Source organism: Paenibacillus sp. JJ-223 (genome assembly GCF_927798175.1).
Taxonomy (GTDB): domain Bacteria; phylum Bacillota; class Bacilli; order Paenibacillales; family Paenibacillaceae; genus Paenibacillus; species Paenibacillus hubeiensis.
On record NZ_CAKMMP010000017.1, the window covers coordinates 145,556 to 159,123 of the forward strand.

Below are 13,568 nucleotides of genomic sequence, written 5' to 3' on the forward strand. Positions count from 1 at the left end.
AGAAGCACTCTTTTGACTGGAAAATGTTGATTGGCAACGTTTCACTCCATGCACTTTCCTTCATTTTGGCTTATGGTTATAGTAGGAAATGTTATGTTGACCATCCCGAAAAATGTGGAATCATGCATGTTTTGGACCTTTGCATAACCTGATTCGAAACGACAAATACGGAACGCCACAGATAAGGAGATCCTAATGAGCATACTTATTGTTGACGACAATCCGACAAATATCATCATCATTCGAGAGATTTTGAAAAAAGAGAATTATCGTGACGTCGTTGCCGCAAGTTCCGCCATGGAAATGTTCGACGTGCTGGGAATTGGCGAAGAGAGAGGCGAGATTCGTTCCAAACCATCGGATATCGACCTGATTTTGCTGGATATGATGATGCCTGAGATCGATGGCATCGAGGCATGCCGGATCATGCAAAAATACGATAATCTGAAAGATATTCCGATTATTATGGTCACCGCGATCGGCGATTCCAAAAAGCTGGCCGAAGCGCTTGACGCCGGGGCGTCCGACTATGTAACCAAGCCTATTAACAAAGTCGAATTGATGGCCCGCATCCGGCTTGCGCTGCGGTTGAAGCAGGAGAAGGACTGGCACAAGGAGCGCGATCAGCGAATTCAGGATGAGCTGAAGCTGGCAGCGATGGTCCAGAATGCTGTTTTGAGCCCTGCCATCGAAGATCCTTTATTTCACGTCAATGCGATCTACAAACCTTCGTTCGAGCTGGCGGGAGATTTGTACTCCTGGTACCCGTTGGGAGAAGGACGTTACGGCGTGCTGCTTCTGGACATGATGGGGCACGGCATCTCATCGTCCCTGTTTACGATGTTTATCGCATCCGTGTTAAAAGATACCGTAACGACGTATGTGGATCCGGAAAAAGTCATTCAAGAGCTGAACCGAAGATTCAATCAACTGCATTTGGAAAAACAGCTTGTGCAGTACTATTTTACCGCGATCTATCTGGTCGTGGATACACGAATGAAGCGGATCGATTACGTGAATGCAGGGCATCCGCCGGCGCTTTTTTTCCGGGAAGACGGGACTGTGGATACGTTCGACAGCGTATGCTGCCCTGTGGGCTTGTTCGACAAGATGGAAATTGACCCGCAGACGGTCCATTACGAGGGGGAAGGGCATATCGCTTTATATACGGACGGGCTGCTGGAGACGGTACAGGGAGACCAGGACACACAGCTTGAGTTTCTCAAAACCCGCCTAAAGGGCGCGCACCAATGGGATGAGCCGGCAATGCAATCCTTGTTTTTCGAAACCGAAGCTCCGCCCGAGCGGGACGACGACAAATGCCTGGTATGGATCACATTGAAAAATAAAGGAGCGGAGACAGAATGAAAATCAGGAACAAATTGCTGATCGGATTCACCGCTCTGATGGCCATTTTGATCGTGTTGACGTTTGTCAGTTATGAACGGTTGCACAACAGCAACCAGCAGTTGGACCAGATGTACCAAGAGCGTTATCTGAAAGTAAGGTATTCGACCGGGATAAGAGGCGAAGTGAACGAAGTGGCCAAAGTGCTGGCGAATTTGCTGCTCAACCCTAGCAATTCGGTTAGTACGGCCAACAATCAGCTGGGTGGAATGGTGGAGGACGCCGAACGGTTTCTTGCGCAAGTGCGTGAACGGGCAGGCAGTGCGTATGAGCACCAACTGGTCGACCGGGTGGAGGAGGCTTGGAACGCGTTCGAGAAGTACGCCGAAAGGCAGATCAACCTGTTGTCCCAAGGACGCGTGGAGGAAGCGAACCAATATCGCAATACGACCGGGCTGCAGGTCCAGCAAGAAGCAATGGACAGCATGAATGCCCTCTCCCGGTACCAGGATCAGGAGATTGATACGCAAATTACCCAGGCCAATGAACAGTATACCCGCGCGGTCCAGATCACGTCGGGGATTACGATTGCCGGTTTGCTGCTGGCTCTGGGAGTTATCCTTTGGGTGCTGCCCAGCATAACCAAAGGCCTCAATACCGTTAATATGATGATCGCCAGTTTGGGCAAGGGGCATTACCGGACGGTCCGGCGCATTCGGGTGAAATCCAGCGACGAGATCGGCCAGGTCGCCGAAGTGCTCAAGGCCGTATCCGGCGATCTGGAAGAGAAGCTGGAAGTGGAGAAAGCCTATTTACAGGCCCAGAAGGATTTGAATTGGACGAACTCAAACATCGCGAGGGTTCCCGAGCTGCTGCGCGGCATCGGATCCATCCGCCAGATCTCGCAGATGTTTATCAGCGAATTCGCCCCGGTTCTCGGTGCCCAGGTAGGTGCCGTTTATTTGATAGACGAGGAGAAACATCCCGACGAAATCCGGCGTTACGGAGTCTATGCGCTTGAAGAAACGAGCGAAGCAGGCAAAAAAGCGTACCGGATCGGCGAAGGGCTCATTGGTCAGGTAGCTTTGGACGAACGGCCGATCCAGCTTGAAGAAGCCCCGGGGGATTACGTGCGCATCACGTCGGCAACCGGCCATTCCCAGGCAACAAGCATCATGATCCATCCCATCGTGTTTGAGGATGAATTGATCGGGGTGGTGGAACTGGCTTCCTTTAACGGTTTTAGCGACCTTCAAAAAAATCTGTTCACGCAGCTCGTTTCCAATCTGGGAGTTATCCTGAATAACGTTCGCAGAAGGCTGCGGGTCGAAGAACTGCTGCGCGAGTCCCAGGCGTTGACCGAGGAACTGCAGGTGCAATCCGAGGAATTGCAGACCCAGCAAGAGGAATTGCGCCGATCGAACGAAAACCTGGAGGAACAGGCGGCCGCGCTGAAACGTTCGGAGGAGCTGCTGCAGCGGCAGCAGGAAGAGCTGGAGCACTTTAATACCGAACTGATTGCCAAGACGCGCGCGCTGGAAGAGCAGGTTCGGGAAGTCGAAGAGAAGAACGACGAGATCGAACAGACCAAGGTGCAGCTGGAGCAGCAAGCGATGCAATTGTCGATGACAAGCAAGTACAAATCCGAGTTTTTGGCAAACATGTCGCACGAGCTTCGCACCCCGTTAAACAGTTTGCTCATCTTGTCGCAGTTGTTGTCCGAGAACAAGGACGGCAATCTGACCGAAAAGCAGCGGGAATATGCACATACGATATACATGTCCGGTGCGGACTTGCTCAAGATGATCGATGAAATACTGGATCTGTCCAAAGTGGATGCCGGCAAAATGGATATCAACTACGAGACCGTCCACATGGAGGATTTGGCCCTGTTCACCAAACAAAATTTCGGGCCGGTCGCGAGCAAAAAGGAACTCGGATTGAACGTCGAATTCGACGCCAATCTGCCGGATTGGATTTATACGGACGGCCATCGCGTGAAACAAATTTTGCGGAATCTGCTGTCGAATGCCTTCAAGTTCACCAATCGCGGCCAAGTCAGTCTGATCGCCAAAAAACTGAAAGCCGGAGAAATTCCGGAATATTTGAACGCGAACCAAGATTACGTCAGCTTCACCGTGCAGGATACAGGGATCGGCATCGCGCCGGACAAGACCGATCTGATCTTCGAGGCTTTCCAGCAAGTGGACGGCACTACAAGCCGCAAATACGGCGGCACGGGACTTGGGTTATCCATCAGCCGGGAACTGGCGCGTTTGCTGGGCGGAGCCATCAAGGTGGAATCTGCGGAAGGCGTTGGCAGCGCCTTTACGCTGTATCTTCCCGACAACAATGCAGAGTCGATTGATCATCGGGCATTGGCTGAGGCAGCGCCTTCCGCCGAGAGTGCGTTACAGGAGGCGGGGGAAAGCGAAACAAGGCTTTTCGAGCACCGGACCTCCGCGATGAACAACGTGGACAACCGCCTGATGGGGACACAAGGAAGCCCTGTCATCAGCAGGAACGTTCCACACCCGCCAGCCGAGGCGGCCATCGACGATGATCAACAGCATATCACGGCAGGCGACAAGGTATTGCTGATCATCGAGGATGATGTGAAATTTGCTCATATTTTGATGGATATGGCGAGAGGACGCGGATTCAAGGCGATCGTCGCGCTGCAGGGGGACAAAGGGCTCGAAATGGCCCGTCACTATTTGCCGGACGCCATCATTCTGGACATTCAATTGCCGATTATGGACGGCTGGTCCATTCTGGGAGAGCTGAAAAGCAATTCCGCAACAAGACATATTCCGGTACATGTCATTTCCGTCATCGATGATGTCAAACAAGGTTTAATGATGGGAGCCATTGCTTACCTGCGAAAACCTTCGAGCAAGGAAGCGCTGGATAAAGCTTTTTCCCATATTGAATCCTATACGGAACAACAATTGAAACGATTGCTGATCGTTGAGGACGACGAGGTGCAGCGGAAGTCAATCATCGAGCTGATCGGTCATGACGATGTAGCGATCACGGCCGTTTCCACCGGGCAGGATGCGTTGAATGAACTCCATGGTCAACGGTACGACTGCATGGTGCTTGATTTGATGCTGACCGACATGACCGGCTTTGAGCTGCTGGATCGAATTCGGGACGATGAAGGTCTGAATGACCTGCCGATCATTATTTATACGGGAAAAGATCTGGATACCAAAGAAGAGACGAGACTTCGCAAATACGCCGAATCGATTATTATCAAGGACGTGAAATCGCCGGAACGGCTGTTGGATGAGACAACGCTGTTCTTGCATCGGGTCGAGGCCAATCTGCCGGAAGACAAACGCAAGATTCTGCAGAAGCTGCATAACAAGGAGACATTGTTCGAAGGCAAAAAAATATTGCTGGTCGATGACGATATCCGCAATGTGTTCGCGCTTTCCAGCGTTCTCGAAGGCTATCGGATGGAGGTCATTTTCGCCGAAAACGGACGGGAGGCCTTGGACATTCTGGAAGCCAATCCAGACATCGACCTGGTCCTGATGGACATGATGATGCCGGAAATGGACGGCTATGAAGCGATGACGCGAATCCGCCAGATGCCGAGATTCGAGAAGCTGCCGATCATTGCCCTTACGGCCAAAGCCATGAAGGACGACCGCGGCAAATGCATCGAGGCAGGGGCTTCCGATTATGTGAAAAAACCGATCCAGACCGATCAATTATTGTCATTAATGCGGGTATGGTTGTATTCGTAGGCCTCAGGACGGGGTAATGAAGAAACAACAGTACCATGACGTGCAACCATAAACATAGAAGTGGAGAAAAATTATGACATCGTGGGAATCAAGGGAGAAGGAAACGGGCCCTTCAAATATGCCTCAGGAAGAAGAGCGGGAACTGATCGAAATCCAGCTGCTGCTGGAAGGGATGCACCGATTGTACGGATACGATTTCAGAAATTACGCGCTGCCATCCCTCAAACGAAGAATATGGCATTATGCCCATGCCGAGGGCGTCGGAACGATATCGGGGTTGCAGGAACGCATTCTCCATGACCGTTCCTCGTTCGATCGGTTCGTCCATACCCTGTCCATTCCTGTAACCGAAATGTTTCGAGATCCGTCATTGTTCCGGCTGTTCCGCGAACAGATCATTCCCGTGCTGCGCACGTATCCATATATCCGGATATGGCATGCGGGGTGTTCGACGGGAGAAGAAGTATATTCCATGGCCATCATGCTGCATGAGGAAGGACTGTACGACAAGGCCAGAATTTATGCCACGGACATGAACGACCGCTCTTTGCAGCAGGCTAAGGAAGGAGTATACGGGATTGAAAAAATGAAGCTGTATACGACGAATTATTTGGAGGCCGGCGGGACAGGGGTTTTCTCCGAGTATTATACGGCCAAATACAATTCGGTCATGTTCCACCCGTTCTTGCGGAAAAACATCATATTCGCCGAACACAACTTGGCGACGGACCGCTCGTTTAACGAGTTTAACGTCATTTTTTGCCGGAACGTCATGATCTACTTCAACGATGAATTGCGGAATCGCGTGCACGGGTTGTTTCACGAAAGCCTGAGCCATTTCGGCATTCTTGTTTTGGGTTCCAAGGAGTCCGTGCATTTCACGGAATTCAGCGAGGCCTACGAGCCGTTGGACCGAACAGAAAAAATATATCGGAAGATAAAATAGGGGGTTAGGTTTTGACGATGGGGCTCAAAGAACCAATCCATATCTTATTGGTAGATGACCGCCCCGAGAATTTGCTCGCGCTGGAGGCGGTTCTGGAGTCGGAGCGGTATAGCCTGGTTAAGGCAACTTCCGGAGAAGAAGCCCTTCGCTGCTTGCTAAAGGACGAATTCGCGGTCATCGTGCTCGATGTGCAGATGCCTGGGATGGACGGGATCGAGACGGCCCGGCTGATTAAAGCCAGGGATAAATCCAAGGATGTGCCGATTATTTTCATTTCCGCCAACAGCAGGGAAGCCGAGCATCTGTTTGCAGGGTACTCTGCCGGAGCGATCGATTACATGGTGAAGCCGTTCATCCCGCAAATTTTGAAGTCCAAAATTGACGGATTCGTAGAAATGTTCATTTCGAACAAAAGGTTGAAAACACAGACGATGCTGCTGCACCAGAAAACGATGGAACTCGAACAAATGAACCAAGAGCTGGTTCGCGCCAAAGAGGAGGCTGAAATCGCCGCGAAAGCCAAAACGGAATTCCTCGCGATGATGAGCCATGAAATTCGCACCCCCATGAACGGAGTCATTGGCATGGTGGATCTGTTGATGGAAACCGAGTTGAAGGAAGATCAGAAGGAATATGCGGGGATTATACGGCGCAGCGCCGACACCCTCGTCACCGTCATCAATGACATTCTTGATTTTACGAAAATGGATTCCGGCAAAATGGAGCTGGAGGAGCACCCGTTCGAGCTGCTTTCCTGCGTGCGCGAAGTGTTTGAATTTTTCACTGCGGAAGCCGGCAAAAAAAATCTGGAGCTGGATTACTTCATAGACGACGCCGTACCCAAACTGATTCAAGGCGATATGGCCCGGCTTCGCCAGGTGTTGATGAATCTCATCGCCAATGCGGTCAAATTCACCGATCAAGGCGGCATTTACCTCATCGTGTCAGTCAATGAAGAGTCAGACCAAGGGATTACGCTGGAGTTTGCGGTGAAGGATACTGGAATCGGCATAGCACCGAATAAGGCCGAGCTGCTCTTCCAACCTTTTTCGCAGCTGGATACATCTATGACGCGGAAATATGGGGGGACGGGACTTGGCCTTGCCATTTGCAAAACGCTGGTAGAAATGATGGGCGGCAGCATCCGCTATCTGGACACGGCTGAGAAACGGGGAGCTACGTTCGTATTCACGATTAGCGCGCGTCGTTATGAAGAAGACGAATCGTTCGTGGCAGGCGGCGAAGACCGGATGGAAGATGTACGAAAGGATGAGATGCATCCTGCTGTGCTCATCGTCGACGACCATCCGATCAATTTGAAGTTGATGTCCGTTATGCTCAGTAAAATAGGCCTGCGATCCGAAGTGGCCGAGAATGGGCAAAAGGCGCTGGACATGATTCAGGCTTCTCCCCGATACGACTACGTATTCATGGATCTGCAGATGCCTGTTATGGACGGGCTGGAATGCACCCGAAGGATCCGGGAAACGGTGCCACGGGATAAACAGCCGATCATCATTGCCATGACGGCCAACGTGATGGAAGGAGTTCAGCAGCGCTGTTTCAATGCCGGCATGGACGATTATATCAGCAAGCCTGTCAAACTAGGGAGCGTGAGAACGAAGCTGTCCCGATTTCAGGAACAACGTTTGAAGATCGAAACAGCCGCATCGGCGATGAACCAAGCGAATTGAATTGTTTTCCATTGGACAGGTTGTTTCATCCGGCCGCAATTCGGTTATTAGGTAAGGAAACCATTAATCAGGAGAGAGATGTCTAATGAATACAAATAAAAACGAGAAATTTAATGCAAGAACCGAGATACAGGATGGCGTATGCACCGTTTATTTGACGGGTGAACTGGATTTGTCGGTTGCTCCTGAATTTCGCCTGGTGATGGAACCGCTGGTCGTGAACCAGGATCAGGACTTGATCATCAACATGAAAGATTTGAACTACATCGACAGTACGGGGATCGGTATCCTGTTATCGGTATTGAAGGCACGGCACGGCAAAGGTTGTTTCGAGGTACGGGACGTTCCGACGCAGATTCAGAAGCTGTTCGATATGACGGGCATTGCCAAGTTCTTTGTTTCCCAGAAGAATCTCCAATAGGAAAGGATCGAAAAAGGAATGAATGCAGAAGTTCAGAGAATTACTTTAAATTTGCCTGCGACGGCTGAGTATGTTGATATCGTAAGGTTGAATCTTTATGGCGTGGCGTCCAAAATGGGTTTCTCTTACGAGGATATTGAAGATATGAAGGTAGCCGTATCCGAGGCGTGCAACAATTCCGTATTGTATGCCTACGCGCATGAGGGCGGCATGGTCGAAGTTGTGTTTGAAGTGGATCAGGAAAAGCTGGCCATCACGGTCAAAGACGAAGGAGAAAGCTTTACTCACGTAAACCCGGCTGTTTCGCGCGCAGGCCTTCACAACACGCATCTGGAGGATGCTCAGGTAGGGGGCCTCGGCTTTTATTTGATGCAGGCCCTAATGGATGACGTAAGCGTGGAAAGCGAAGCGGGGAAAGGCACCAAGGTCATCCTTGTCAAACGCCTTGCAAGAAGTGAGGAGAAAGTATGAGCGAAAAAGTGACTCCTCCAGAGTCCATGTCTGAATCCGTCGGTTTGATCTGGGAATATCAGCAGACCAAGGATAACGAGATCGCAACCGTCCTTGTCCGCAAATACGAACCGATGGTCAAAATGGCGGCCGGAAAAATCGCGCGAAACCGCCCTGATCTGTATGAGGATCTGTATCAGACGGGACAAATGGCTTTAATTCGGTTGCTGCAGCAATACGATATCAATTTGGGCGTGCCTTTCGAACCGTATGCCATGAAGAGCATGATCGGGCACATGAAAAACTATTTGCGGGACAAGTCGTGGTACATCCAGGTTCCAAGGCGGATTAAGGAGAAAGGTGCCTTGGTCCAACATGCGATCGATGAGTTGACCGTCAAGATGGAGCGATCGCCAAGCGTGGAGGAAATTGCGGAGTATCTCGATTTGTCTCCCGAGGAAACCATCGAAGTGTTGGCAGGCCGGGAATGTTACCACTATGTATCTCTCGATTCCCCGTTGTCCCAAGACGAGAGCGCGGCAACGTTGGGCGAGCTGATCAGCACGGATGCCAATGACTTCGATTCCGTGGAGAAACGCATGGACCTGCAGCAGGCACTGGGACAACTGAAAGAGCAGGAGCAGAAAGTATTGATATTGGCATTCCAGGATGGACAGTCGCAGCGGGCCATTGCGCAGAAGCTGGGTGTATCCCAGATGAGCGTCTCTCGGATCCAGAAGAGGGCGACCGAAAAATTAAAACAAATCATGTCCAACACACCGCTGTGACCAGAGCGTTTGCACAGTTGGCGAGATGGAGGGTATAAGAAAGGACACGTCATTCCGCATCATGGAAGCGTGTCCTTTTTGGAGCTGCAAACCGATGAACGAACAGGAATGCGATACGGGAGTGATTGTATGAACAAGGAGAAGGCAAAGCCGGAATTCAGGCGGGACAGGCAATTTTTTTCGAACAACTGGGAGTGGTGGGATTGGGTTGCTACAGACGAGGACGGCTTGCGGGATGCATTGGACGATCTCATTGAAATATATCCCGAGATGCAGCACTGGCTGCGCAAAATTCCCGAAGTAAAATCCAACTATTTGTCCGTCCGTTTCATGAATGGAACAGTACCGGTCATTTTCGGATCGTTGTTGTATGCGGTCAAGAATGAGAGAGCCAGCGAGCGTCAGGAGTACCAAATGTATTTTTATATGGATCGGGGCAGGCTGTTTACGCTCAATTTGGACGATAACACCAGGGGAATCATGTGCACCGGCGAACGTGCAGCGATGCTGCAGCAAGCCAAGGATGCACGGGAAGGCATGTTCATTTTGTTCAGGGCGATCCTGCATTATTACCATGTCGGGATGGATCAATTCGAAATGAACCTGCGCGGGTTGGAACGCAAAATGGAATCGCGCAACAACCGAACTTTAATGGACCAGATCCTTGCTGCACGTTTTGAACTGCTATATTGGAGCAACCATTTTATCCCTTTTGCAGAGTTGATCGCTGCATCCAGGGAGGCCTTTCTGGAGGAGCTGGAAGAGAGTCGATTCTTTCGCCAATTGGCATACCGGGTCGAACGAATGGATGGCCTGTTCAAGCATTACGAAAAGGAGATAGACACCTTGATTTCCATCGACAATGCGGCTTCAGGCATACGCGGAAATGAAATTATGAAAACGCTGACGATCGTGACTTCGGTTTGCACGCCGGCAACCGTAGCGGGAGCTGTGTGGGGCATGAACTTTGAAAATTTGCCTTTCATCGATAAAACTTGGGGAGTCGTTTTGATCATTGCGCTCATTTTGGCCAGCATGGCAGGGATGTACGGATGGATGATGATGAGAGGATGGACGGGAGATTTGCTGAAAGGGGAATCCTCCCGACCCACGGCGGAGGATACCGATAAACGCCGTTAAGGTCGGGAGGAGCAGGAGGTTTGCAATTACTTTTTGTAATCGTCGATGTAACTGAGAAGATCGGCAATGTATTGCCCGATAATCGGCATGTTCACAAACTGGCTCAGGATCAAGCCAAGCAGACCCAGAAACACAAACGTGCCGAGCGTAAGCCCGAGCCCCCGGGATAAACCGGCGGTAAAATTGGTGATGATGCGTTTTTTCGGATTGGAGTAGTTTTCAATGATATCTTTGATCTGGGACTTTTCGAGACTGTCCGCAATTTGGTCCAACCGTGTGTTCAGCTTCTTGACTTCATGTCTCAGCTCAAAGGGGTGATCTGCCGTGTCATACAGCCGTGGCGCGTTGCCTGGCTCCTGATGGCGAGGAGCCTTTCCGTTAATCGTAACTTTGTTCATCGCTAATCCTCCTCATCCTACAACGAATCGTTTCTTCGCATTCCGCAACGGAAATAAGCCAGCTGGAGTCCAGCTGGCTGAGGTAGCTTTCGTTCCAGGATTATTACATGCTGGTCGAATTAAGCTCCTTGCGCGTATCTTCCTTCGCATCCTCCGCAGCGGCTGCCACCTGGCTGGTAGCTTTGGTTGCTTCCTCGGCAACGTCTGCAGAAGCCTTGCGAACGGAGTCCATGACCTCGTCGCGTCCTTGGCTGACCGTTTTGGCCAAGTCCGACGTTTTGGAAGAAACGGTTTTGGCCAGCTCGGTTGCCTTGTCGCTGACAACCGCGGCAACTTCCTTCGTACGGTCGGTCACGATGCCGACTTTTTCGCTGAGTTCGCCGCGCAGCTCGCGTCCTGGTTTTGGCGCGAACAGGAGCGCAGCCGCCGCGCCCAACAGGCCCCCGATGAACAAACCTTTGGCAAAGGTCGAACCGCTCTGTACAGGATATTGTTCTTCAGCTTTATTCATGTCAATCACTCCTTCTTCGAAATTGAACGATAACGTTAAAGGGACGAACCAATCTTGTCTGACATTGCAACGAATCGTCTATCAACGTTGGCTTACTCGTATATAAACACGGGGAAGGCGGGATGAAACAGCCGGAGGGAGTCTCCTTTACCTGAAATAGGCTTCCTCCGCGAAATGGATTAGGACAGTGACCGCTTGATCCCTTGCGTCATGCACAACATCCATGCCAGTCCGGCAGCATAACCGGCCATGATGTCTGTCGGAAAATGAACACCCAGCATAATCCGGCTACATCCAAGCAATGCAATGAAGGTCGTTCCGCAGGCGATGGGCAGGAGGATGCTTTTGGACTGCCTCTGGCGTTCAATGGCCCAGATGATGAACAGCATGCCGTAAAATCCCATGGCGATCATGGCATGTCCGCTCGGAAAGCTGAATCCGGTTACGGTCGACAGATGTTCAAGCTCCGGCCTGTCTTTCCGAAATATGGACTTGAGCCCCGTATTTAAAATCCACATCATCGCAAAGCTGCCTAACACCGCATATCCATAAATGAGGAACCGGGCTGTGCGTTTTCCAAAGAACAGCAGAAATAACACGATTGCGATCACGGTCGTGATCTTGAATGAACCTAGGGAACTGATCAACGAAATCGTTGGAAGCAGCCGCAGGCGGGATTCCGAATGCAAGTACAAAAGCTGCTGGATGCGATTGTCCCAGCTCATAATGGTTTCGGTTCCCAACAAGGCTCCGATCGCGGCGATCAAGATGACGGACAGCGAGCTGGCAGCAATGGCGTAAACGCCCCATAGAAGCAGCGGAAACGAAGAGCCTGACGGAAATGCATACATTTTGCGGAGCATGGTGACGCCTCCTTTGATGTCGAATGGAGAAATGTTACCCGGCACCGGGGTGCGGTATCGCAAAAAAACTGTAAAAACGGCGCATTTGTACTATACTATCTAAAGATATCCCATGCGGCGTTTAGACGCAAAGCAGAGATGAAACGAAAGCATAAAGGAGAGACTCGCATGGAGAGTGCTTTGTTGATTAAAGAATATCGGGCCGGCGTCATGGAATGCGCCCATTATGGACACATAAGCATCACGGATGAGAATGGCCGGGTCGTTTACTCGGCGGGCGATCCTCATTTCAGAGCATTTACCCGTTCGTCGGCGAAGCCGTTTCAGGCGATTCCGGGAATCCGGGCGGGAATGGCCGAACACTATGGGCTGACTGCCCGCGAGATCGCCATCATGGCATCTTCCCATCGCTCAGAGCCTGAACACATCCAGGTGTTGGGGCAATTGTCGCACAAAATCGGTCTGGGCGAGGAGTGCCTGATTTGCGCCCCAAGCTATCCATTGAATGAAGAGAGCCGGAATCAATGGTTGCGGGATCAGGGAGAAAAACGGCGGATTTTGCATAATTGCTCAGGCAAGCATTTGGGAATTCTGGGGTACAGCCAGATGAAACAAGTGGATCTGGGCACCTATGCAGAGCCCGAACATCCTGTGCAGCGCGAAATTTTGCAGACGCTGTCCGAGTTGGCCGGCATTGAACAGCATGACATCAAATTGGGGACGGATGGCTGCGGCTTTCCGGTATTTTCGCTGCCGCTGTCGGCACTCGGCCAAGCATACTTGAAGCTGGCCTGTCCCGACCTGATCAAGGATGAAGCGACCCGGCGCGCCGTGGAAACCATCACGTCGGCCATGCACCAGCATCCATTGATGGTGGGTGGAACCGATCGCGTGGATTCGGTACTGCTGGAAGACGAGAACATCGTAGCCAAGGGCGGATTCAAAGGCGTATTTGGCTTTGCGCTTAAGAAGGAGAGACTGGGCATCACGTTTAAGGTGCTGGACGGCTCCGAGGAAGAATGGGCATGGATTGTCCAGTCCATCCTGCGGCAAATCGGCTATGCCAACACAAAGCTGCTCGACCGTCTGTCAGAAGCATACCCATTAGACATCCGCAATGACGCCGGGACTATCGTTGGCAGAGCGGAAGCCGAGTTTGTGCTGACTGGCCTGAAATAAGGCAAGAATCGAAAGCTGGCTTGGCGGGGAGGGTTGAAACACCGGACGAACGTTCAAATTTTTGCTGATCGCA

Annotated in this window: 12 protein-coding genes; 9 read left to right on the top strand and 3 right to left on the bottom strand. The window is 51.2% G+C overall.

Annotated features, from left to right (window positions below; translation table 11 throughout):
- Positions 1–195: 195 nt before the first annotated feature.
- The 8 genes from L6H98_RS25775 to L6H98_RS25810 all read left to right on the top strand — a co-directional run bounded on the left by L6H98_RS25775 (position 196) and on the right by L6H98_RS25810 (position 10,544).
- Positions 196–1,368, top strand: a complete 1,173-nt coding sequence (locus tag L6H98_RS25775) for a fused response regulator/phosphatase (RefSeq protein ID WP_236420543.1) — start codon at positions 196–198, stop codon at positions 1,366–1,368.
- Positions 1,365–5,105, top strand: coding sequence for a response regulator (locus L6H98_RS25780; RefSeq protein ID WP_236420544.1), 3,741 nt, complete (start codon positions 1,365–1,367; stop codon positions 5,103–5,105). Before L6H98_RS25775 ends, L6H98_RS25780 begins: the two co-directional genes overlap by 4 nt.
- Before the next feature lie 73 nt (positions 5,106–5,178).
- Complete coding sequence (locus L6H98_RS25785; protein WP_236420545.1) at positions 5,179–6,051, top strand: protein-glutamate O-methyltransferase CheR; 873 nt, start codon at positions 5,179–5,181, stop codon at positions 6,049–6,051.
- 17 nt (positions 6,052–6,068) lie between these two features.
- Positions 6,069–7,745, top strand: coding sequence for a response regulator (locus L6H98_RS25790; RefSeq protein WP_236420592.1), 1,677 nt, complete (start codon positions 6,069–6,071; stop codon positions 7,743–7,745).
- Positions 7,746–7,830: 85 nt separating this feature from the next.
- A complete protein-coding gene (locus L6H98_RS25795) occupies positions 7,831–8,166 on the top strand; it encodes an STAS domain-containing protein (RefSeq protein WP_236420546.1) in 336 nt (111 codons plus the stop codon).
- Positions 8,167–8,184: 18 nt separating this feature from the next.
- Positions 8,185–8,637, top strand: coding sequence for an anti-sigma B factor RsbW (rsbW, locus tag L6H98_RS25800; RefSeq protein WP_236420547.1), 453 nt, complete (start codon positions 8,185–8,187; stop codon positions 8,635–8,637).
- Complete coding sequence (locus L6H98_RS25805; RefSeq protein ID WP_236420548.1) at positions 8,634–9,404, top strand: sigma-70 family RNA polymerase sigma factor; 771 nt, start codon at positions 8,634–8,636, stop codon at positions 9,402–9,404. The genes rsbW and L6H98_RS25805 overlap by 4 nt, the downstream gene beginning before the upstream one ends.
- Positions 9,405–9,533: 129 nt before the next feature.
- A complete protein-coding gene (locus L6H98_RS25810; protein WP_236420549.1) occupies positions 9,534–10,544 on the top strand; it encodes a magnesium transporter CorA family protein in 1,011 nt (336 codons plus the stop codon).
- Between the two features lie 26 nt (positions 10,545–10,570).
- On the opposite strand, the gene L6H98_RS25815 is transcribed toward L6H98_RS25810, so the two are convergent.
- The 3 genes from L6H98_RS25815 to L6H98_RS25825 form a co-directional block, all read right to left on the bottom strand.
- Complete coding sequence (locus L6H98_RS25815; protein ID WP_236420550.1) at positions 10,571–10,942, bottom strand: DUF5665 domain-containing protein; 372 nt, start codon at positions 10,940–10,942, stop codon at positions 10,571–10,573.
- A 103-nt stretch (positions 10,943–11,045) separates the two neighbouring features.
- The gene (locus tag L6H98_RS25820; RefSeq protein WP_236420551.1) at positions 11,046–11,453 is read right to left on the bottom strand and encodes a YtxH domain-containing protein; all 408 of its coding nucleotides are present in this window, start codon (positions 11,451–11,453) and stop codon (positions 11,046–11,048) included.
- Between the two features lie 179 nt (positions 11,454–11,632).
- On the bottom strand, positions 11,633–12,316 hold the full coding sequence (locus L6H98_RS25825) for a phosphatase PAP2 family protein (protein ID WP_236420552.1): 684 nt from the start codon (positions 12,314–12,316) through the stop codon (positions 11,633–11,635).
- 168 nt (positions 12,317–12,484) lie between these two features.
- Here L6H98_RS25825 and L6H98_RS25830 point away from each other — a divergent pair, with 168 nt between their 5' ends.
- Positions 12,485–13,495, top strand: coding sequence for an asparaginase (locus tag L6H98_RS25830; protein WP_236420553.1), 1,011 nt, complete (start codon positions 12,485–12,487; stop codon positions 13,493–13,495).
- The last annotated feature ends 73 nt before the right edge of the window (positions 13,496–13,568 follow it).